Raw genomic sequence first — 21,829 nt, 5'->3', positions numbered from 1 at the left:
GCTCCCCGGTGGTGGGTTTGTCGCGCAGTTCCTCCCCCTGTGCCCTGCGGCCCGCGCCCTGTTGCGCTTCCCCCGTCAGCTGTCTGCGGGCTGGAGGCGGAGGTTTTCAGGGGCGCGGGGAACTGCGCGACAGCCCATGACCGGGCCGCAGAGGCCAACGCACCCGCAGGGACACGGCGGCCACGCCTCCGGGCGCCGGAAGCGGGGCCCGCGAGAACACGTCAGGACGCGCCCCTGCGCACAGCCGGCATCCGGCCCGCTTCGCGGAAACCGCGGGGAAACGGTGGGCCGCGTTGCATCGCTCGTCGGAGCGGCCCGATCCGACCGGCCGCAGCACCAAGCGCACTCCGAGGAGAAGACCCATGCGCATATCCCCCCGTACGGGACGACGTTCACCGCGCGTCCGAGCCGCGGCGGCGCTCGCCGGACTGCCGCTGGGCCTGGCCCTGGTCCTGACCGGGTGCGGAGGCTCCGACGGCGGCGGGAAGGACGTGGCTTCGGCCGAGAGCGGCGCCCCCCGCGGTTCGAAGGACGGCGGCGCGTCCGGCGGCTCCGGGAGCAAGCCGGACCCGAAGGAGGGGGCGCTGAAGTTCGCCCAGTGCATGCGGGAGAACGGCATCGCCATGGAGGACCCGCAGGACGGCCGGCTGACGCTCAAGGGCGACGGGGTCCCGAAGGAGAAGATGGACAAGGCCCAGAAGGCGTGCGCCGAGCACCTGCCGCAGGGCGACGACCGGGGCCAGATCGACCCGAAGGTCGTGGAGAACATGCGCAAGTACGCCCGGTGCATGCGGGAGAACGGCGTCGAGGACTTCCCGGACCCGGCCCCCGGCGGCGGCATCAAGGTCGGTCCGGAGCAGGCGCAGAACCCGAACTTCAAGAAGGCCGAAGAGAAGTGCAAGAACGCGATGCCGAAGCCGCCCGAGGGGGGAAAGCTCGATGGCTGAGCCGGCCGGGATTGCGCAGGACGGGGAAGATGCCGGCGGGGACGGTGCGGTTCCGCACGGCGGGGACGGTGTCGGAGGAGGAACGCCTGCCGCCGTCGATCTGACGGCGCCGCCCGGGCGACCGGGCGCCCCGCGCCGCAAGCGCCGCGGCCGGACGACGGCCGCCGCACTCGCCGTGCTCGCGGTGCTCGGCGCGGGCGCCGTGACCGCGCTGGACCTCGTCGCCGACGACGGCTCGTCCGACGGCTCGGCGCGCGACGAACGCCCGCCGAACACGGGCAAGGTGACGCGGCAGGACCTGCGGGACGTGGAGACCGCGGCCGGCGAACTCGGGTACGGCACCACGACCGACGTCACCAGCAGGCTCGGCGGCACGGTCACCGCGCTGCCGAAGGCCGGCGACCGCATCGCCCGCGGCAAGCCCCTCTATGCCGTCGACGACGCGCCGGTGACGCTGATGTACGGCTCCCTGCCCGCCTACCGGGCCCTGAAGAGCGGTGTCGAAGGCGCGGACGTACGCCAGTTGGAGGTCAACCTGCACGCGCTCGGCCACCGCGGCTTCACGGTCGACGACGAGTTCACCGAGGCCACCGCCGACGCCGTGCGCGCCTGGCAGGAGGACCTGGGTGTGGCGGAGACCGGGGCCGTGGACCTGGGTCGGGTGGTGTTCGCCCCCGGCGAGGTGCGGGTGGACGCCTTGGAGGCCGAGAAGGGCGGCGGGCTCCAGCCGGGCGCCAAGGTCCTGTCGTACACCGGCACCGCCAAGGCCGTCACCGTGGAACTCGAAGCCGAAGACCTGCGGTTGGCGAAGAAGGGCGCGACCGTCGACGTGGCCCTCCCCGACGACTCCCGGGCACGGGGCCGGATCGAAGAGGTGTCCACCGTCATCGAGCCGGCGACCGGACAGGATCAGGAGGCGCAGACGAAGGTCGAAGTCGTCGTGGCCCTCCAGGGCGCGAAGGCGCAGAAGGCGGCCGATGCTTACGTGATGGCGGCGGTCGACGTCGACTTCGTCGCCGAGACCCGCGAGGACGTGCTGACGGTGCCGGTCGCGGCGCTGCTGGCGCTGGCCGAGGGCGGCTTCGGGGTGGAGGTCGTCAAGGGCGGCGCCAGTTCGTACGTCCCGGTCACCGCGGGAATGTTCGCCCAGGGCCGGGTGGAGGTCTCCGGGCCGGGGATCGCCGAGGGCACGAGCGTGGGGATGCCCGAGTGATCTCGCTGACGGACGTGACGAAGGTGTATCCGGGCGGGGTGGCCGCGCTCGGCGGGGTGTCCCTGGACGTCGCCGCGGGCGAGTTGGTCGGGATCGTCGGCCCGTCCGGCTCCGGGAAGTCGACGATGCTGCACGTGCTGGGCACGCTGGACCGTCCGACGCGGGGCGAGGTGCGGATCGACGGGTACGACGTGGCCGCGCTCTCGGACGCCGGGCTGTCGGCGCTGCGGGCGAGCCGGATCGGCTTCGTCTTCCAGCAGTTCCACCTTGCGGCCGGCACCACGGCGCTGGACAACGTGGCCGACGGCCTCCTGTACTGCGGTCTTCGGCGCGGCGAACGGCGGCGGCGGGCGGCCGCCGCGCTGGAGCGGGTCGGGCTCGGCCACCGGATGGACCACGAGCCGAACGAGCTCTCCGGGGGCGAGAAGCAGCGGGTGGCGATCGCCCGCGCGGTCGCCGGGGACCCGCCGCTGCTGCTCGCGGACGAGCCGACCGGAGCGCTGGACTCCGCGTCCGGCGACGGGGTGATGCGGCTGCTGCGGGGGCTGCAGGCGGGCGGTACGACCGTGCTGGTCATCACCCACGACCGGGAGATCGCGGCGTCCCTGCCACGGCAGGTGCGGATGCGCGACGGACGGGTGGTGGCGGACGTACGGGCCGGCGCCGGAGCGACGGAGGCGGGCCGATGACCTCCGACGTGCTAGCGCCGACGGAGGAGCGCCCCGCGCACGAGCCGAAGGGAAGACGGATGAGGGGACGGCGCCGGAATCGTGCGGCCGCCCGTGCGCTGCGGCCGGCCCGGATGGGGCTCCCCGACGTGCTCCGGGTCGGCGCGGTGGGGCTGCGGACGCGTCCGCTGCGCGCCTTCCTGTCCGCGCTGGGGATCGCGATCGGCATCGCCGCGATGGTGGCGGTGGTGGGCGTCTCGTCGTCGTCCCGCGCGGAGCTGGACCGTACGCTGCGCGCCCTGGGCACCAACGTGCTGACGGTCTCGCCGGGCACCACCTTCGCCGGCGAGGGCGCCCAGCTACCGCTGGAGGCGGAGTCGATGGTGGACCGGATCGGGCCGGTGAGCGCGGTGTCGGCGATCGGGAAGGTCCCGGACACCGCGGTCTACCGCACCGGGAAGATCCCGACGGTGGAGACGAACGGCCTGGCCGCGTACGCCGCACGGACCGACCTGCTGAAGACGGTCGGCGCGGAGCTCCGCAGCGGGGTCTGGCTGAACGCGTCCACGGGCCGCTACCCCGCGACCGTCCTCGGGGCTTCGGCGGCCGAACGGCTGGGCATCGGACGGGTCGAGCCGAACACCCAGGTGCTGATCGGGCACCGCATGTTCACGGTCGTCGGGGTCCTCGAACCGGCTCCGCTCGCCCCCGAGCTGAACACGGCAGCGCTGGTGGGCTGGCCTGCGGCAACGTCGGAGCTGGGGTTCGACGGGCATGCGACGGTGCTGTACACCCGGTCCGACGAGGCGTCCGTGGCGGACGTGCGGGACGTGCTGGGGACGACGGCGAACCCCAAGGCACCGAACGAGGTCGACGTGTCCCGGCCGTCGGACGCGCTGGCCGCGCAGCAGGCCGCGGGCGAGGCGTTCACCGGTCTCCTGCTGGGCCTGGGGGCGGTCGCCCTGTTGGTCGGCGGGGTCGGGGTGGCCAACACCATGGTCATCTCGGTGCTGGAGCGGCGGGCCGAAGTCGGGCTGCGGCGCTCGCTGGGGGCCACCCGGGGGCAGATCCGGCGCCAGTTCCTCGCCGAGTCCCTGTTGCTGTCCGCGCTCGGCGGGGTCGGCGGCGCGGTGCTGGGCTGGGTGGTGACCAGCGGTTACGCCGTGTATCAGGGCTGGCCGTCGGTGGTGCCGCTGTGGGCGGTGGCCGGCGGGGTGGGCGCGACGCTCGTCATCGGCGCGCTGGCCGGGCTGTATCCGGCCGTACGGGCAGCGCGGCTCTCGCCGACCGAGGCGCTCACCGCGCCGTAGGTCCGCCCGGAACCGTGTCGGGCCAGCGCCGGGGGCGGGCCCGGAAAGCGACAGGTGGGTGCGACGGCCGTGAAGCCGCCGCACCCACCGGTGCGGTTTCGGTCGCCCGCGGGGCGAGCCGGTGTCGAGGCGTTACGCGTCGACGCTGTCCTTCTCGGACTTGCCGGAGCCGTCCGAGCCGTCGTCGCCGGAGCCGGCGACCGCAGCGGCGGCTTCCCGCTCGGACTGCTTCTTCGAAGCGATGAGGCTGGTGATCGTGGTGATGATCAGCACGCCGCAGATGACCGAGAGCGAGAACGCGATGGAGATCTCCGGGACGTTCACTCCGCTCTCGTGGAGCGCGTGCAGCACCAGCTTGACGCCGATGAAGCCGAGGATCACCGACAGGCCGTAGCTGAGGTGGACCAGCTTCTTCAGCAGTCCGCCGATGAGGAAGTACAGCTGGCGCAGACCCATCAGGGCGAACGCGTTGGCCGTGAAGACGATGTACGGGTCCTGGGTCAGGCCGAAGATCGCCGGGATCGAGTCCAGCGCGAACAGCACGTCGGTGGTGCCGATGGCGAGCATGACCACCATCAGCGGGGTCAGGATGCGCTTGCCGTTCTTCTGGATGAAGAGCTTGGTGCCGTGGTACTGGTCCGCGACGCCGAACCGCTTCTGGACGGACTTCAGGAGGCGGTTGTCCTCGATGTCCTCTTCCTCTTCATCGGCGCGCGCCTCCTGGATGAGCTTCCAGGCGGTGTAGATCAGGAACGCACCGAAGATGTAGAAGACCCAGGAGAAGCTGGCGATGATCGCGGCGCCGGCGGCGATGAAGATGGCCCGCAGGACCAGCGCGATCAGCACACCGATCAGCAGCACGCGCTGCTGGAGGTGGGAGGGCACCGAGAACTTCGCCATGATCAGGACGAAGACGAAGAGGTTGTCGACGCTCAGCGACTTCTCGGTGATGAAGCCGGCGAAGAACTCTCCGGACGCCTGGCTGGTGCCCCAGATCGCCAGGCCGATGCCGAAGAGCACCGCCAGCACGATCCAGACGATGGTCCAGATTCCGGCTTCCTTGATCGACACGTCATGGGGCTTGCGCCCGATGAAGAAGTCGACCGCGATCAGGGCGGACAGACCGAGGATGGTCAGTACCCACAAAGACAATGAAACGTCCACTGCGCCTCCGGCGTCGTACGGCTATGGTTCAGCGTCGTCGCTGCCGGAGGTCTCCTCCACCCGAGTGGCTTCGCCACTCGGGCCGGCGCCCCGGGACTTTGAGTCCGTACTGACGAGTACGCCGCAGACCGGGAGTACTCCCCTCCGCTCATCGAAGCGTACAGGAGTTCTCCTTTGGAGGTAAAACAGTTGGCAAATAAATCTTAAAAACCCCTGCTCAGCTCTCCCAGGACCGTCGCGCTTCGGACACCTGGTCCAGTACCTGGCGCAGGATCGCGCTCCCCGGCGGGACCGCCGGCGGCTGGTACGTCCACGAATGCCTCACCCACGGGTCCGCCAGATGGTCGTCAGGGACGGGGGTGACGCGCAGCAGCGAACGCCACAGGGGATCCAGGACGGGACCGTACGCACTGGCGTCCTCCCGGTCCGCCACCATCATCAGGTGCACGCCCACCTGCGGGCCCTCGTCGGCGAGGTAGCGCAGTTGGGTGACGGCCCGGTCGTCGAAGCCGTGCGGGAAGTCGTTGACGATCAGCAGTTGCTCGGCGGTGTCCAGGTCGGGCGGGAGCGCGTCGGGCGCCCCGCCCCGTACGGCCATGGTCACCAGGTCGACCCGCTGGGTGAGCTTCGCCAGGGTCTGGCTGACGCCCTGCGCGCCGACTGCGGGCGGGGCGGCCAGCACGCCGGACCCGACCAGCGGGGCCAGCGAGGGCGCCGCCGTGCCGGCGGGGTCGATGACGTGCACCGCGAAGTCCCCCGGGGGATGGACCGCCACCAGCCGGGCCGCGTGCGCCACGGCACAGTCCATGGCGAGCTTCCGCAGCTGGGCGTCGTCCAGCATGATCGCCGCCTCGGAGCCGGCGCGCCCGCTGTCCACCCACAGCCCGCGCTCCAGCGGCAGCCTGATCAGGAACGGGATGCGCAGCTCGGGCGACTCGGGCAGTTGGAGGTCACCGAGGCGCAGCGCCATCGGCGTCTCCATGGGCACCCGGTAGGCGTGCCACACGGGGTTGTCCCAGCGGGCGAAGGCGGCCGGCAGGGCCGGCTCGACGACGTCCGACTCCGCGGAGAGCTGCGCGAGGTCCCGGTCGAGCGCCTGACGGGCCTGGGCCGTGAGCTCCTCGCACTTGGCCCGGGCCGCGGCCCGGGCCGCGTCGCCGGCGCCGCCGATCCGACTACGCGGATCGGACAGCGCCTGGTCCAGCTCCTGATCCATCCGGGACTCGGCGAACTCGACGGCGCTGCGGTAGGCGGCGACGGTGCGCGCCAGGTCCTCGAACATCCCCCAGATCTGGTTGTAGAGGCGCTCCTCCATGGACCAGCCGGTCGCGTCGCCCGCGACCGGGCGGGCGGGCTCCCCGGGCTGCGGGGCGGGCGCGGTCGGCGGTGGCGGGGGCGGTACGGAGCGGCGGCGCGGGTGCGAGTAGTCGATCCGGCCGCCGCCCGCGGACGCCTCCTGCTGGCCGCCGTCGGCCGACGGCTGGGGAGCGGGCTGCGTCGCACCGGCGCTCTGGAAACCGTCCGGGACGGTCGCGTCCGGACCTCCGGGCGTCGGCGTCGGTCCGCCGGGACGGGAGCCGGTGCTGCCAGTGGTGCCGGACGCGGCACCCGGGGCGTACGCGCCCTCCGACGCGCTGCGGGTACTGCGGAGCGGGGCCGGCTCGGCACGGGGCGTCGGCCGGGCGATCGCGGCCTGCACCTCGGCGGCCCGCTCCTGGGCCCGGGCGAGGCCCTGGTCGGCGAAGAGCCGGCCGAGCCCGCCGGCGTACCCCTGGCCGACGGCGCGCACCTTCCAGACGCCCTGGCGCCGGTACAGCTCCAGGGCTTCGACGGCCGTCTCCGCGCCCAGTTCCGTGATGGTGAAGCTGGCGACCTCCGCGCCGTCCTGGCCGGTGACGGCGAGGAACGGGGCGGCCGTGGCGCCGAAGTGGGCCGGTCCGCCGGCGCCTTCGGGGAGGGCGATCACCAGGTGGATCCGGTGCACGGCCGGGTCGACCGCGGCCAGGTCGACGGCGTAGCGCGGGCCGTCGGTGGCGCCGGTGGGCACCTCCAGGCCGGGCAATCGGGGCGAGCCGGGGTGCGCGAGCCACTCGTCCCGGGTGGCGTCCCGCTCGTCGGTACAGGTGGCGCAGGCCACGACCGCGTGGCCGGCGGACACCCGGACCTCCAGACGGCTGTCGGGCAGCGGATGGTTCTGCCCACGGACCAGCTCGGCCGTCATCGCCTCGTCCCCTCGATGCTGTTGGTCTTCGGTGCTGTCGATCGTCTGGTCTTCGATGCCGTCGGTCGCCGAAGCGGTGGGGCGGCGCGGCGCCTCGTCCGGGTCAGTGGCCCGGTCGCCACGGCGGCAAGCGGTGCAGCTCCCGGCGGCCGATCTGCCTCCGGGAGCTGCGTCCTCGTCCTACGGTCCTACGGTGCCTGCCGGCGACCGACCCTCACAGGTGCGGCAGGATGGCGGGCATCAGGTCCTGGAAGGTGCGGCCGTTCGCCGGGTTGCCCAGGGCCGTCATCTTCCAGCCGCTGCCGACGCGGTGCACCTTCGCCATGATCTGCGCGGTGTAGTTGCCGCCGCCGTCGAGGGTGTAGCGGGCGAGCTCCTGACCGTTGCTCTCGTCCACGATGCGGCAGAAGGCGTTCTTGACCTCCTGGAACGTCTGGCCGGTGAAGGAGTTCACCGTGAAGACGATCTGGTCGATGTGGACGGGCACCCGCGCCAGGTCGACCAGGACGGCCTCGTCGTCGCCGCCCGAGCCGGCGCCGCCGACGAGGTTGTCGCCGGTGTGGCGGACGGAACCGTCGTCACTCACCAGGTGGCGGAAGAAGACCACGTCGACCGGCTGCTTGTCGGCGAAGAGCACCGCCGACGCGTCGAGGTCGATCTCCTTCGTGCGCGAGCCGAACAGACCCCGGCGGGCCGCCGCCTGCCAGCCCAGCCCCATCCGCACTGCGGTGAGGGCGCCCCCGTCGCTCTTCTGCAGGCTGATGGCCTGACCCTTGGTCATGTTGACCGTCACGCGCTGTCCCCTTCTTCCTTAGAAGTGCCACCGCCCAGATGAGCGGCTGCCCTGCACCCTACGCACCCACGTCAAGCGCGCGGCACGACTGTCCGGCATTTGTGTCGTTCTTGCAACACAGAAAGGAGCCCTGCGGTCAGGCGAGCCCCGCCTCCTTCATCTGCCGCAACTCCTTCTTCAACTCGCCGACCTCGTCGCGCAACCGGGCGGCCACCTCGAACTGGAGGTCAGCCGCGGCGGCGCGCATCCGCTCGGTCATCTCCTCGATGATCGCGGACAGTTCGGCGGCGGGCCGGTCCGTGGCGACGACGCCGCCCTTGGCGCCCGCCGTCCCCTTGCCCGCCTTGCCCGACGCGCTGCGCAACGCCGGCACCGGAGCTTTGGCGCCCTTGCCCTCCTTGGGCTTGCGGTACTCCGTGCCCAGCAACTCCTCGGTGTCGATCTCCTCGCGCGCGATGGTCGCGACGATGTCGTTGATCTTCTTGCGGAGCGGCTGGGGGTCGATGCCCTTCTCGGTGTTGTACGCGATCTGCTTCTCGCGGCGACGGTTGGTCTCGTCGATGGCCTTCTCCATCGCCGGCGTGATCTTGTCCGCGTACATGTGGACCTGGCCGGAGACGTTGCGCGCCGCGCGGCCGATCGTCTGGATCAGGGAGGTGCCGGAGCGCAGGAAGCCTTCCTTGTCGGCGTCGAGGATGGCGACCAGGGACACCTCGGGCAGGTCCAGGCCCTCCCGCAGCAGGTTGATGCCGACGAGGACGTCGTACTCACCGGCGCGCAGCTCTCGCAGCAACTCCACCCGGCGCAGGGTGTCGACGTCGCTGTGCAGGTAGCGCACCTGGATGCCCAGCTCCAGGAAGTAGTCCGTGAGGTCCTCGGCCATCTTCTTGGTGAGGGTGGTGACGAGCACCCGCTCGTCCCGCTCGGTGCGCAGCCTGATCTCGTGCACCAGGTCGTCGATCTGCCCCTCGGTGGGCTTGACCACGACCTCGGGGTCGACCAGGCCGGTGGGCCGGATGATCTGCTCCACGAAGCCGTCGCCGCGGGAGAGTTCGTAAGCACCGGGGGTGGCCGACAGATAGACCGTCTGACCGATCCGCTTGGTGAACTCCTCCCACTTCAGGGGGCGGTTGTCGAGCGCGGACGGCAGCCGGAAGCCGTGGTCCACCAGGGTCCGCTTGCGGGAGGCGTCGCCCTCGTACATCGCGCCGATCTGCGGCACGGTGACGTGCGACTCGTCGATGACCAGCAGGAAGTCCTCGGGGAAGTAGTCGAGGAGGGTGTTGGGCGGGGAGCCGGGTTCGCGGTCGTCGAAGTGCATCGAGTAGTTCTCGATGCCGGAGCAGGAGCCGATCTGCCGCATCATCTCGATGTCGTACGTGGTGCGCATCCGCAGCCGCTGGGCCTCCAGGAGCTTGCCCTGCTTCTCCAGCTCGGCCAGCCGCTGCTCCAGCTCCGCCTCGATGCCGTTGACCGCCTTCTCCAGGCGCTCGGGGCCAGCCACGTAGTGGCTGGCCGGGAACACGTAGAGCGACTGGTCCTCACTGAGGATCTCGCCGGTGAGCGGGTGCAGCGTGGAAAGTGCCTCGATCTCGTCGCCGAACATCTCGATGCGGACCGCGAGCTCTTCGTACACCGGGAAGATCTCGATGGTGTCGCCGCGGACCCGGAAGGTGCCGCGGGTGAACGCGGTGTCGTTGCGCGTGTACTGGATGTCGACGAAGCGGCGCAGCAGTTGGTCGCGGTCGATCTCCTCGCCCACCTTGAGCTGGACCATGCGGTCCACGTACTCCTGCGGGGTGCCGAGGCCGTAGATGCAGGAGACGGAGGCGACGACGATCACGTCCCGCCGGGTGAGCAGCGAGTTCGTCGCGGAGTGGCGCAGCCGCTCGACCTCCTCGTTGATCGAGGAGTCCTTCTCGATGTAGGTGTCCGACTGCGGGACGTACGCCTCGGGCTGGTAGTAGTCGTAGTACGAGACGAAGTATTCGACGGCGTTGTTCGGCAGGAGCTCGCGGAACTCGTTCGCCAACTGGGCGGCGAGGGTCTTGTTCGGCGCCATCACCAGGGTGGGGCGTTGCAGCTTCTCGATCATCCACGCCGTGGTGGCGGACTTGCCGGTGCCGGTGGCACCGAGCAGGACGACGTCCTTCTCGCCGGCACGGATGCGCCGGTCCAGGTCGGCGATGGCCGTGGGCTGGTCGCCGCTGGGCTTGAAGGGACTGACGACCTCGAAAGGCGCCACCGTACGTTCGATATCGGAAACGGGCCGCATGGGATCCACCGTACGACTCCCCACTGACAACGGGTGTCGGACGGGAGCGGCAGCGGGCCCCGGGACGGTCGCCGGGCCGCCGCGGCGGCTGGTGCGGGGCCGGGGCGGGCGCGGCCTACCAGCCGTCGGGGCGGGGCGGCTCGCGGCGGGTGGCGGGGTCCACGGGCCCCCAGCCGGCGGCCTGCCCCTCGAACAGCGGGTCGACGGAGTCGGCGGCCAGTGGGCTTCCCGCGGGCCGGGCGCCGTGGGAACCCCACTGGCCGCCGCGGATCTGGGCGGCGGCGTCCCGGCGCTTGGGCTTGTGCCAGTCGGTCTCGCCCATCACCAGCAGCGGATCGAACATCACGACGACCCCGGCGACCAGCAGGAAGATCAGCGGGCCGACGAGCATGGGCAGGAGCAGGGACGCGGCCGACTCGCCGCTGGCGGACCCGGCCCCGCCGTGCAGGTGGACGCTGACCGCCGCCATGCCGGTGTAGTGCATGCCCGTCACCGCCACGCCCATCACCATGCTGGCGCCGAGGCTGGCCAGGAAGCCGTGGATGGACACGGCGGCCCACAGGGCGGCGGTGGCCGCGACCACGGCGATGACGACGGACAGCACGACCGTGACGGTGTCGTACGCGATCGTCCCCGGCAGCCGCATCCCGGCCATGCCGAGGTAGTGCATGGAGGCGACGCCGAGCCCGGTGATCATGCCGCCGGTGACCAGCGCCATGGTGGTCGCGCCGCGGTAACCGACGATGAAGATCCCGATGCCGACCATGACGATGGCGATGGCGAGGCTCGCGAAGGTGATCAGCGGGTCGTAGGTGATCGGGGCCTCGTCGACGGTGAAGCCCATCATGGCGATGAAGTGCATGGTCCAGATGCCCGACCCGATGGAGGTCGCGCCGAGCGCCAACCAGCCGGCTTTGAAGGTCTGCCGGTTTCGGACGGACCTGGTGGTGCAGCGCAGTCCGAGGGCTCCGCCGAGGCAGGCCATCACGAAGGCCACGAGGGGCGTGACGATTCCGTAGCTGAACCCGTCGATCGTTCCCTGCATGCCGTGCGTCCTCGCTCCTTAAAGCTCCGTTCTCCTGAGCGGTCCCGCATCCGTGCGATCTCGCCATCCCCCGATGGAACGTGTGTTCAGAGGCTGAGCGTAGGACCCTGGACACGTCGGGAGAACACATGGGTGCGATTTATCAACCAAGACCACCGCAGGTGATGTGTTCTGTGCGGATTGGATCGATTCCTGCCCGTACGGTGCGGTCTCGCGTTGGTTCTTGCGCCGGCATCGACGTCCGCGTCACCACATCGTCGTCGGCGTTGTCAGTGGTCGGCCGTACGGTGGCGGCATGAGCACCTTCGAGTGGACCGTCGTCGAGCCGGACATCGGGCCGCTGCTGCTGGCGGCGACCGATCGGGGGCTGGTGAGCGTGGTGTTCCACGCGGACGAGCGCGTGCGGGATCTCGCCCTGCGCCGGTTGGCCGGCCGCCTCGGTGCCACCCCCGTCCACGTCACGCCCGAGGAACCCGGCCGCCTCGCCGAGGCGATACGTCAGGTGGAGGCGTACTTCGCCGGCGAGCTCACCCGGTTCGCGCTCCCGCTGGACTGGTCGTTGTCCGGCGGTTTCAACCGCGAGGTGCTGCAGAAGCTGGACGCCGAGGTCCCCTACGGCACCGTGGTGGGGTACGGGGACCTCGCGGCCCGGGTCGGTCAGCCCGGCGCCGCCCAGGCCGTTGGCGCGGCGATGGGTTCGAATCCGCTGCCCGTGGTCGTGGCCTGTCACCGTGTGGTGGAGACGGACGGGAAGCTGGGCGGCTTCGGCGGCGGCCTGGAGACGAAGCGGAAGCTGCTCGCCCTGGAAGGCGTTCTTCCGCAGCCCTTGTTCTGATCGGAAGTGCGGTCCGCCGGATGCTGAGCCGGCGCGAGGCCCGGGAGGCCCGGGAGAGCGGCCGTGGAGGCACGACTGCGGCGGCCATCCCATGGAGACGGGGCAGGGCAGGGCAGGCCGGGGAGACGGGAAGCTCGGGAAGATGAGGGGCCGATGAGACGGGATGAGAGCCCCAGGTGAGAGCCCTGAATACCGTTTCGCACCGCAGCACGAGCTGACACACTGCGGCGGTGAGCCTCCACCCCGACGTCCCTGACATATCCGCGGCCGAGACCACGGATCCACGACGTGCCGACGGCCCCAAGGACTCCGTTCCGCCCCCTGCACCCGACGGTGGGGCAAAGAGCCCGCCCGCAGCCTCGGCGGTGACCGAGGAGGAGCTGCCCGCGCTGCGCCGGCGGGTCACCATCGCCCTGGTCATCAGCCAGGTACTCGGCGGACTGGGCATCGCGACCGGTGTCGCCCTGGGCGCGGTGCTGGCCAGGGAGATCAGCGGCACGGACGCGCTCTCCGGGTTGGCCTCCACCGCATCGGTCGTCGGGCCGGCGCTGTTGTCGGTGCCGTTGGCCTCGCTGATGACTGCCCGCGGACGGCGGGCCGGGCTCGTCCTCGCGTACCTCATCGGTGCGGTGGGCGCCGGCGTTGTCGTGCTCGGCGCCATGATCGACAGCTTCCCGGTGCTGCTGCTCGGTCTGACCGCGTTCGGCGGTGCGACCTCGGCGAACCTCCAGGCCCGGTTCGCCGCCGCCGACCTCGCCCTGCCCGAACGCCGCGGCCAGTCGATCTCCATGGTGGTGTGGGCGACCACGATCGGCGCGGTCCTCGGGCCGAACATCGCGGCCCCCGCGGGGCGGGCCGTCTCCGGCTTCGGCATGCCGGTCGCCGCCGGCCCCTTCGTCTGGGCGGCCGGGGTGTTCCTCCTCGCCGCCGCGGCACTCCATCTACTGCTGCGCCCCGACCCGCTGCTGACCGCCCGCGCCCTCGCTCGCGAGGCGCCGTCCCCCGAGGCCGGTTCGATGCGGTCCGCGATCCGTGTCGTCCGGGAGTCCCCGATGGCCCAGCTCGCCCTGGTCACGATCGCCGTGTCGCACACCGCGATGGTGGCGATCATGTCGATGACCCCCATCGCCCTCGGGCACCACGGCGCGAGCATCGAATTGATCGGACTGGTCATCAGCGGTCACATCGCGGGGATGTACGCGTTGTCCCCGGTGATGGGCTGGTTGACGGACCGTTTCGGCCGGCTCTCGGTGATCGGCCTCACGGTCGGACTACTGGGCGCGGCGGCACTGTTGGCGGGCACCTCGGGCACCAACCACGGCCAGACCGCGGCCGGTCTCGTCCTGTTGGGCCTCGGGTGGTCGGCAGGCGTGGTGTCGGGCTCCGCCCTGCTCACGGACTCCGTGCCGCCGTCCGCCGGACCTGCCGTCCAGGGCCTGTCGGACCTGGCGATGAACGCCTCTGCCGGCATCGTCGGCGCCCTCGCCGGCGTCGTCCTAGCACAGGCGGGCTACGGCTGGCTGAACGTGATCGGTGCACTCCTTCTGCTGCCCCTGGCGGTGTTCGCCATCCGCAGGGCGGTCAGGTAACGGAGGGTTTGCCGGGCCCCTTCCCGTGCGAGGGATGGGACATGCTGCTGACCGAGGTATCCGAGGAAGTACTCGAAGCGCTGTCCGCAGGCCGCCCCGTGGTGGCCCTGGAGTCCACGATCATCGCGCACGGGCTGCCCCACCCGCGCAACCTCGTCGTCGCGGCGGAGTTGGAGGGGCTCGTGCGCTCGGCGGGCGCGGTCCCCGCCACCGTCGCCGTGCTCGACGGACGGGTGCACGTCGGCCTGGCCGAGGACCAGTTGGAGCGGATCGCCCTGGAGGGCGGCGTACGCAAACTCGGCCAGCGCGACCTGGCGCCCGCCGTCGCCGCGGGTGCGAGCGGCGCGACCACGGTCTCGGCCACGGCCTTCCTCGCCGCCCGAGCCGGGATCCGGGTCTTCGCCACGGGCGGGCTCGGCGGGGTGCACCGCGAGTGGACGCACTCCCAGGACGAGTCGGCGGACCTACGGATCCTGGCGCAGACCGGGATCGCGGTGGTCTGTGCAGGGGTGAAGTCCGTCCTGGACGTCCCCGCGACGCTGCAACGGCTGGAGACCCTGGGCGTGGGCGTCGTCGGCTACGGCACGGACCGCTTCCCCGGCTTCTACCTGACCTCCTCCGGGGAGCCCGTGGACTGGACGGTCCGCTCCCCCGAAGAGGCCGCCTCCGTGATCCGCGCCCGCGACGCACTGGGCGACCCCCGGTCGGCCCTGGTGATCGCCAACCCGGTTCCGGAGTCGCACCAGTTGGACCCCGACCTGCACGACCGCGTGCTCCGTGAAGCACTGGACGAGTGCACGGAACGCGGCATCGTGGGACAAGCCGTCACCCCTTTCCTCCTCGACTTCCTCACCCGCCGCACGCACGGCGCGTCCCTGGAGGCGAACGTCGCCGCGGTACGCGGCAACGCCCGACTCGCAGCCCTCATCGCGGCCGCGCTATGACCCCGGGTCCCAGGCACAAGGCCGGACACCAGACCGGGCACGAGGTCAGGACCGCATCCACCGCGGGAGCCACCGCAGCGGCACACCTGTCCCGCTCCCCCGGCCCGACATCCACCACGCCTGCCGCCCTCCTCGTCATCGGCGAAGTCGCCACGGACGTCATCGCCCGACACTCCACGCCCCTGGCGCACGGCACCGACACCCCCGCCCGGATCCGGATCCTTCCCGGCGGGGCGGCAGCGAACGTCGCGTGCTGGACGGCCCATGGGAACCCCGCGCACGAGGTCCGACTGTTCGGCCGGGTGGGGCGGGCCGAGGAGCAGTGGCACTCCGCCCACCTTCGCGCCGCGGGCGTACGCCCCGTGTTCGTCGTGGACGACAGCGCACCGACCACCACCGTCGTCGCCCTCGTCGACACCACCGCCGAACGGACGTTCCTCACGGACAGCGGCGCGCTCCAGCACTTCGGCACGGCCGACTGGTCACCGTCCCTGCTGGACGGCGTCCGCCACATCCATCTCTCCGGCTACCTCCTGTTCTCCGACTCCAGCCGACAACTGGCCCGACTCGCCCGGGAGTCGGCCCGGGCGCGCGGGGTCACGGTGAGCATGGACCCGGCCTCCGCCGGCTTCATCCGGCAGCAGGGCGTGGCCGAAGTCCTGGCGGAACTGGACTCAGTGGACCTCCTCGTCCCCAACGCCGATGAGGCCCGCCTCCTGGCCGGACTGCCCGATGTGGCCGCGGCCGCCGCCGCGCTGAGCCGAAGAGTCCCACTGGTCGTAGTCACCCTCGGCTCGGACGGGGCCCTGGTCGCCGCCGCCGGCGCCGTGACCGCCCGAGTCCCGGCCCGTGCGGTCCAAGCCGTGGACTCGACGGGTGCCGGCGACGCCTTCACCGGTGGCTTCCTGGCCGCATGGCTGTCCGGAGCGGACGCGGTGACCGCAGCCTCGGCCGGCTGCCGGGCCGGCACGACGGCAGTGGCCCTGCCCGGCGCCCGGCCCCCGCTGCCGCCCGACACCGACCCCACCAGCACCGACCCATCCGGCACCGGCCCCGCCGACACCGCACCCTTCGGCACCACCCTCACCCCGGCAGTGCTGCCCGGCGCCGCGCCCTCCGATGCCGCCTGCCCCAACACCGCCTAATCAAGCACTGCTTGATCCACCACTGCTCAGTCCATGCCTCCCCACGCCGGATGACGCGGATCGTCAGCCCTTACCACCACGTCTGCGCTCTCCTCTGGACTCACCTCCTCCTCGTACCGCTGGAACGCGGGAAGCGTCCAGCGCTCGTCTTCTTGAGTACGTCGGCGCAGTGCGGCCCGTGACAACCCGAGGTGCACCGTCAGGTCGAACGGGAACCAGTGCCCGAGCAGGAACGGGCCGTGCAGCAACAGCACACCGCCGCGCGGCAGCTCCACCCGGGGACTACGGGTCGCCCGGTCGGTCCCGGGGTCCCAGAGGTCGGGCAGCACCCACCCTGTGCCGCCCGCCTCCAAGGGCCCGAAGACCTCCCGCCACAGCGCGCCTGTGTCGAACCAGCCGCTGTAGTACGCGTCAGGGTCGTCACGCCCGAACTCGTACCGCAGCGAGGCGGGGCGCAGAAAGCCGCCGGTCCCAACCACGAGAGGACGCCGCCCGCGCAGCAGCAGCGCCTCCGCGACCCGACCGGCGAAGTCCCCGCCCTGCGCGGCGGGGGCCCCGTCGATCCCGATGCGCAACCAGGGGCTGCCGTCCTCGGCCACCAATGCCGTGACCCTGTCGGCGATGGTCTCGGTCAGCCGTTCCCAGGTGATCGCTTCGAGTCTCACCAGTCCATCATCGTCGAGGACTTGGTGTCGATGCCTTGGCGACTACTCGCCAGGCGAGGCTCCAGCCGCGTTGAGACCGGCTCCGAACGCTTGCCGAACCTCCTGCTCACGGGCGACGATCCAGACCGGCTGCCCGTCCGGACCGGCCCCGTCCCGCCGGAGATCCGGTGAGCGGGGCGGCCTCCGCCGCAGCGATGCGCACATCAGCGACGGATGCCCGTCGTTGGCCTTCCGTGACCCGCTCGGGGTCACGGACCGGGTGAGGGGAGAGTGCATCCGCATGACAGATCGTCCGCTGCTCCTGCTCGACGTGGACGGCCCGCTCAATCCCTTCGCGGCGCGCCTGCCCAGGCTGCGCGGCTACACCGCCCATCGGCTGCGCCCGCAGGTGTGGTTGTCGCGCCAGGCGCCCGGGACGCGACGGCACCGGCGCGGGCTGCGCGTGCACTTGAACGCCTCGCACGGCGGCGAGCTGACCTCGCTGCCCTTCGAACTGGCCTGGGCGACCGCGTGGATGCACGAGGCCAACACCATGATTGCGCCCGAAGTCGGGCTGCCGGTCGACCTCCCGGTGATCGAGTGGCCCGAACTGCTCGCCGCGCCCGGCTCCGACCAGACCGACGCCTCCGGGCTGTGCTGGAAGACGAGACCCGTCCTGAAGTGGGCGGCCGGACGCCCCTTCGCATGGGTGGACGACATGGTGACGGAACACGACGCCGCCCATGTCGCCGAACACCACGACGCGCCCGCGCTCTTGCTGCGCATCCACCCGGGGAGGGGACTGCGGGAGCAGGACTTCACCCGACTGCGGGCGTGGGCGACATCGCTGTGACGACGCCCACCGGATCGGCGTCCGGCGTGCCGCGCGGCCACCAGTCCTCCTGATCGGGCTCGGACTCGTACCCGTACCAAACGCCGTCCCGACCGAAGCGGATTTGGAGCGTCCGGGTGGACAGCCAGTTGCGCCGCGGCCGGAAGCCCGTGAAGTCCGCTGCGACCAGGGCGGGTCCGGCTCGGTCGAAGGGGCCCGCTGGCGGGTCCCAGGGCTCTTCCAGCACGCCGAGCGCGACCAGCCCGCCCTGCCGCCAGGCCGCCACGGCGCGGGCCAGTTCGACGGGCGTACGGCCGGTGGCGGCGGCCAGGTCGCGGTAGAGCGCCCGAGTGGACGCGGTGAGCCCGGAACCCGGGTGGGCGGCGGCCAGGCGCACCGCGTCCTCCCAGACGGTGAGCGGCGCCGTGGGGTCGACGCCGGTCGTGAGCAGGGTGTGGGCACGGGCCGCCGCTTCGGTGGCGAGCAGGTCGAGCGCGAGCGGGTCCGGCGCACCAGGCGCCTCGGGGTACGCCGGCGGGCGACCCGGCTGGTCCGGGACGGGAAAGGGCGGCGGAAGCGGCGGCAGCCTGCGCGGAGCCAGCGCCTCCCGGGCGGTCAACGTCGGCATCCGTGCGCCGCCAACCGTCGAAGCCCGCTCGGCCGCCGATCGCACCGCGTTCCGCTGCGTCAGGGCGGCCAGCATCTCGCGCTCCCCCATGCCACGGGCCAGGAAGAGGACGAACGGGTCCTCGTCCAACAACCGCGCCACCTGGTAGCAGAGCGCGGCGGCGTGCTTGCACGGCAGGCCGTCGTCCGGGCAGGAGCAGTCCGGAATCAGGTCTCCCGCAGCGGGCAGCAGGTCCGCAGCGGTGGCCAGCGCCCGGGGCACGTCCTTGTCGAGCAGCGCGGCGATGTGGTCGGGACGGTCCACTGCCACGGACAGGAGCGCGTCCCACTCGTCGTCCGTGAGCGTCCGCAGCCGGATCTGCGTACGGTACGGACGGGGTCTGCTGCCGTGGACGTAGGCGGTGATGCGCCCAGGCGTCACCGTGATCGCGTCGACCAGTCCACGGCCTGCGTACGCCCGCCCCCTGGCCAGTCTGACGGGGTCGAGTGCGCCTTCTTCCAGTGCCTCGACCCAGGCGTCGCCCCACCAACTGGTCGTCGAGTCCGCACCCGAGCGGGGCGCGGGCGCGGAGAACGTGCGCCTACGGTCGTCATGGCGCACGGTGGGGGTGCCCGCGCGACGATTGCGCGCCGGTGGACCGTGGCGCCGGGTGATCGCCGGCGTCATGCCGACCTCCTCAGGGACACGAGATCGGCCAGCTCGCGGTCGGTCAGCTCGGTGAGTGCGGCCTCTCCCGAGCCCAGGACCGCGTCTGCCAGGGCTCGCTTGCCCGCCAGCATCTCGGCGATCTTGTCCTCCACGGTGCCTTCCGCGATCAGTCGGTGCACCTGCACCGGCTGGGTCTGTCCGATGCGGTACGCGCGGTCCGTGGCCTGTTCCTCGACGGCCGGGTTCCACCAGCGGTCGAAGTGGATGACGTGGCCGGCGCGGGTGAGGTTCAGGCCGGTGCCCGCGGCCTTGAGCGACAGCACGAAGACCGACGCCTCCCCGGACTGGAACCGGTCCACCATGCGTTCGCGCTCGGCGACCGGGGTGCCTCCGTGCAGCAGTTGGGACGGGATCCCCCGGAAGGTGAGGTGTTCGGTCAACAGCCGGGCCATGGTGACGTACTGGGTGAAGACCAGGACCGAGCCGTCCTCGGCGAGGATGGTCTCCAACAGCTCGTCGAAGAGGGCGAGCTTCCCGGAGCGGCCCGCAAGCCGCACGGGGGTGCCCGCGGCGTGCGACGCGCTCGCACCGCGCGCGCCGCCGTGCTCCTTGAGGAACTGCGCCGGATGGTTGCAGATCTGCTTGAGGTCGGTCAGCAGCTTCATCACCAGCCCGCGGCGGGCGATGCCCTCGGCGGAGCCGATCACCGCCATGGACTCCCGGACGACGGCTTCGTACAGCGACGCCTGCTCCCGGGTGAGGGCGACGGGGTGGTCCGATTCCGTCTTGGGAGGCAGCTCGGGCACGATGCCGGGGTCCGACTTCTTGCGCCGCAGCAGGAACGGCCGGATCAGGCGGGACAGCCGCTCCACGGCTTCCGCGTCCTCCCCGAGCTCCACCGGGCGGGCGTGCCGCGCACGGAACGCCTTCAGCGGGCCGAGCAGCCCGGGGGTCGTCCAGTCCAAAAGGGCCCACAGCTCCGAGAGGTTGTTCTCCACGGGGGTGCCGGTCAGGGCCACGCGCGCGGGCGCCGGGATCGTCCGCAGGGCCCTCGCTGTCGCCGAGTACGGGTTCTTGACGTGCTGCGCCTCGTCGGCGACGACCATGCCCCAGGTGTGCGCCGCGAGCTTCTCCGCGCTGGAGCGCATCGTGCCGTACGTCGTGAGGACGAAGCCGCCGCCGGTCGCCGGCAGCGCCCTGTCCGCACCGTGGAAGCGGGTGACGGGGACGCCGGGGGCGAAGCGGGTGATCTCACGCTGCCAGTTCCCGAGGAGGGAGGCGGGGCAGACCACCAGAGTGGGGGCCGGGCGATCGCGGTGCAGGTGGAGGGCGATCACGGTGACGGTCTTGCCGAGACCCATGTCGTCGGCGAGGCAGCCGCCGAGCCCGAGGGAGGTCATCAGGTCGAGCCAGGCGAGGCCGCGGAGCTGGTAGTCGCGAAGAGTGGCGGCGAGGCCCGGGGGTTGCGGCGAAGGGTCCGTCTGCTGCACCAGACGGTCCCGCAGTGCGGCGAGGGTGCCCGTCGGCACCACGTCCACCGTCTCGCCGTCGACCTCTGCGGTGCCCGTCAGCGCCGCGGCCAGCGCGTCGACGGGCTGGAGCAGGCCCAACTCGCGCTTGCGGGCCTTGCGCACGAGGTCGGGGTCGACGACCACCCAGCGGTCCCGCAGGCGCACGATCGCCCGGTGCGACTCCGCCAGGGCGTCCATCTCCTGGTCGGTCAAGGGATCGCCGTCGAGCGCGAGCCGCCAGGAGAAGGCCAGCAGTTCGGTGCTGTCGAAGAACGGCGTCCCGTCGGTCGCCGAACCTGGTGCCGGTCGGATGACGGTGGTGGCGCTGAGGCTGCGCGCCAGCTCCCTGGGCCAGTGCACGGCCACGCCAGCGGCGGCGAGACGGGCGGCACCGGGGCCCAGGAGGTCGTACAACTCGTCCTCGGCGAGCGGCAGCACGTCCGGCACGTCCCGCTCCAGCAGGACGGCCAGCGGCGGCCAGACCCGTGCCGCACGGCGCAGCGCGAGCACCGCGTCGACCTTGGCGCGGGGGCCGAACTCCACGTCCCCCTCCCCCGCCCACAGCCGGGCCGCGTCGATGACCAGCGTGGGATCCGCGAGGCTGTGCACCTGGACGAGGGCGGCGCCAGCGGCACGTACGGTCGCGCTCCGCCCGTCGCCGCCGTCGTCCTCCGCGGACTCGTCTTCGCCCGCACCGTCGGTGCTGTCGAAGAGCTCGAACGCGGACAGGTCGAGCCGTAGGGACACCCGTACCCCGGCGTCCATGCCCGCCGCGGCCTCCGCCGTCCACTCCCGCGCCCCGGGCAAGTGCTGGGGCGCCGTGGCAGCGAAGGGGGCACCGGCTGCGTGCTCGGCGGCGGGGGTGCGCGGCAGGGTGTCGGCGACGGCGTCGAAGAAGGCCCGTACCAGGGCCTCAGGCTCCGGTACGCGGAGGTCTTCCTCCCTGAGGTCGCCGTCGTCCGCCACGGGTACGGCGTACGCCTCCGGGGGCATCGCTGCGGCGATGGCCCGCAACTGGGCGATGTCGGAGGCGTCCAGCGGGCCCGCGCGCCAGGCGTCGTGATCGGTGGGGGTCAGTCCGGGCAGCAGCCGACCGCGGGCCACCAGTTGCAGGCCGTGCAGGGCTGCGGCGCCCCAGCACGCCGCGGCCGGATGCGCGCCGGAACGGCTCCTGGCCCGCACCAGCAGCGGCACGGCCTCGGTGATGGAGAGCAGCACGGCGGGCACCGTGCGGCGATCGGCCCCCTCGTCTCCGTACCGGACGACGGTGATCTGCTCGATGTCACCCTGCGGGGGCTCGCCGGAGGGCGACCAGAAGGCGACCCTGCCCTCGCGCGGCAGGGTCGCCGGGAGGAAGACGGCGGCGCAGCCGTGCACCAACGGGAGCAACGGGGACGTCGACGACGTCATCGCTCAC

General features: G+C 72.1%; 17 protein-coding genes. 9 read left to right on the top strand and 8 right to left on the bottom strand.

Annotated elements, in window-relative coordinates; translation table 11 throughout:
* Positions 1 to 362 precede the first annotated feature (362 nt).
* The 4 genes from ACH4E8_RS24475 to ACH4E8_RS24460 all read left to right on the top strand — a co-directional run bounded on the left by ACH4E8_RS24475 (position 363) and on the right by ACH4E8_RS24460 (position 4,138).
* Complete coding sequence (locus ACH4E8_RS24475) at positions 363 to 947, top strand: hypothetical protein (protein WP_398451526.1); 585 nt, start codon at positions 363 to 365, stop codon at positions 945 to 947.
* Entirely contained in the window at positions 940 to 2,160 is a 1,221-nt protein-coding gene (locus ACH4E8_RS24470; protein ID WP_398451525.1) for an efflux RND transporter periplasmic adaptor subunit, read from the top strand. The genes ACH4E8_RS24475 and ACH4E8_RS24470 overlap by 8 nt, the downstream gene beginning before the upstream one ends.
* Positions 2,157 to 2,849, top strand: coding sequence for an ABC transporter ATP-binding protein (locus tag ACH4E8_RS24465; RefSeq protein ID WP_398451523.1), 693 nt, complete (start codon positions 2,157 to 2,159; stop codon positions 2,847 to 2,849). Before ACH4E8_RS24470 ends, ACH4E8_RS24465 begins: the two co-directional genes overlap by 4 nt.
* A gap of 113 nt (positions 2,850 to 2,962) precedes the next feature.
* Positions 2,963 to 4,138 carry an ABC transporter permease gene (locus tag ACH4E8_RS24460; RefSeq protein WP_398451905.1) on the top strand — a complete coding sequence of 392 codons (1,176 nt, stop codon included), beginning with the start codon at positions 2,963 to 2,965 and terminating at the stop codon, positions 4,136 to 4,138.
* A gap of 132 nt (positions 4,139 to 4,270) precedes the next feature.
* On the opposite strand, the gene ACH4E8_RS24455 is transcribed toward ACH4E8_RS24460, so the two are convergent.
* From ACH4E8_RS24455 to ACH4E8_RS24435, 5 genes are all read right to left on the bottom strand, one after another.
* Positions 4,271 to 5,302 carry a TerC family protein gene (locus ACH4E8_RS24455; protein ID WP_398451521.1) on the bottom strand — a complete coding sequence of 344 codons (1,032 nt, stop codon included), beginning with the start codon at positions 5,300 to 5,302 and terminating at the stop codon, positions 4,271 to 4,273.
* A 217-nt stretch (positions 5,303 to 5,519) separates the two neighbouring features.
* The gene (locus tag ACH4E8_RS24450) at positions 5,520 to 7,523 is read right to left on the bottom strand and encodes a TerD family protein (RefSeq protein ID WP_398451519.1); all 2,004 of its coding nucleotides are present in this window, start codon (positions 7,521 to 7,523) and stop codon (positions 5,520 to 5,522) included.
* A 214-nt stretch (positions 7,524 to 7,737) separates the two neighbouring features.
* Positions 7,738 to 8,316, bottom strand: a complete 579-nt coding sequence (locus ACH4E8_RS24445) for a TerD family protein (RefSeq protein WP_398451517.1) — start codon at positions 8,314 to 8,316, stop codon at positions 7,738 to 7,740.
* Positions 8,317 to 8,452: 136 nt separating this feature from the next.
* Positions 8,453 to 10,591 (bottom strand): excinuclease ABC subunit UvrB, encoded by a 2,139-nt coding sequence (uvrB, locus tag ACH4E8_RS24440; protein WP_398451515.1) that lies wholly within the window; start codon positions 10,589 to 10,591, stop codon positions 8,453 to 8,455.
* A gap of 115 nt (positions 10,592 to 10,706) precedes the next feature.
* Entirely contained in the window at positions 10,707 to 11,636 is a 930-nt protein-coding gene (locus ACH4E8_RS24435) for an MHYT domain-containing protein (protein WP_398451513.1), read from the bottom strand.
* A 295-nt stretch (positions 11,637 to 11,931) separates the two neighbouring features.
* Here ACH4E8_RS24435 and ACH4E8_RS24430 point away from each other — a divergent pair, with 295 nt between their 5' ends.
* From ACH4E8_RS24430 to ACH4E8_RS24415, 4 genes are all read left to right on the top strand, one after another.
* Entirely contained in the window at positions 11,932 to 12,471 is a 540-nt protein-coding gene (locus ACH4E8_RS24430) for a methylated-DNA--[protein]-cysteine S-methyltransferase (protein ID WP_398451511.1), read from the top strand.
* A gap of 365 nt (positions 12,472 to 12,836) precedes the next feature.
* Positions 12,837 to 14,060 carry an MFS transporter gene (locus tag ACH4E8_RS24425; protein ID WP_398451902.1) on the top strand — a complete coding sequence of 408 codons (1,224 nt, stop codon included), beginning with the start codon at positions 12,837 to 12,839 and terminating at the stop codon, positions 14,058 to 14,060.
* A gap of 41 nt (positions 14,061 to 14,101) precedes the next feature.
* A complete protein-coding gene (locus tag ACH4E8_RS24420; protein ID WP_398451509.1) occupies positions 14,102 to 15,004 on the top strand; it encodes a pseudouridine-5'-phosphate glycosidase in 903 nt (300 codons plus the stop codon).
* A complete protein-coding gene (locus ACH4E8_RS24415) occupies positions 15,001 to 16,149 on the top strand; it encodes a carbohydrate kinase family protein (protein ID WP_398451508.1) in 1,149 nt (382 codons plus the stop codon). Before ACH4E8_RS24420 ends, ACH4E8_RS24415 begins: the two co-directional genes overlap by 4 nt.
* A gap of 26 nt (positions 16,150 to 16,175) precedes the next feature.
* On the opposite strand, the gene ACH4E8_RS24410 is transcribed toward ACH4E8_RS24415, so the two are convergent.
* The gene (locus ACH4E8_RS24410) at positions 16,176 to 16,814 is read right to left on the bottom strand and encodes a uridine kinase (protein ID WP_398451507.1); all 639 of its coding nucleotides are present in this window, start codon (positions 16,812 to 16,814) and stop codon (positions 16,176 to 16,178) included.
* Positions 16,815 to 17,094: 280 nt separating this feature from the next.
* Here ACH4E8_RS24410 and ACH4E8_RS24405 point away from each other — a divergent pair, with 280 nt between their 5' ends.
* On the top strand, positions 17,095 to 17,646 hold the full coding sequence (locus tag ACH4E8_RS24405) for a hypothetical protein (RefSeq protein WP_398451506.1): 552 nt from the start codon (positions 17,095 to 17,097) through the stop codon (positions 17,644 to 17,646).
* Here ACH4E8_RS24405 and ACH4E8_RS24400 read toward each other — a convergent pair.
* A complete protein-coding gene (locus ACH4E8_RS24400) occupies positions 17,612 to 18,919 on the bottom strand; it encodes an SWIM zinc finger family protein (protein WP_398451504.1) in 1,308 nt (435 codons plus the stop codon). The genes ACH4E8_RS24405 and ACH4E8_RS24400 overlap by 35 nt on opposite strands.
* Positions 18,916 to 21,822 carry a DEAD/DEAH box helicase gene (locus ACH4E8_RS24395; RefSeq protein WP_398451502.1) on the bottom strand — a complete coding sequence of 969 codons (2,907 nt, stop codon included), beginning with the start codon at positions 21,820 to 21,822 and terminating at the stop codon, positions 18,916 to 18,918. Before ACH4E8_RS24395 ends, ACH4E8_RS24400 begins: the two co-directional genes overlap by 4 nt.
* Positions 21,823 to 21,829: the final 7 nt, after the last annotated feature.

Origin of the sequence: Streptomyces sp. NPDC017979 (assembly GCF_044328175.1) — a bacterium.
Taxonomy (GTDB): domain Bacteria; phylum Actinomycetota; class Actinomycetes; order Streptomycetales; family Streptomycetaceae; genus Streptomyces.
The sequence above is the reverse complement of the archived record's forward strand: the minus strand, read 5'-3'. Positions and strand labels throughout refer to the sequence as shown.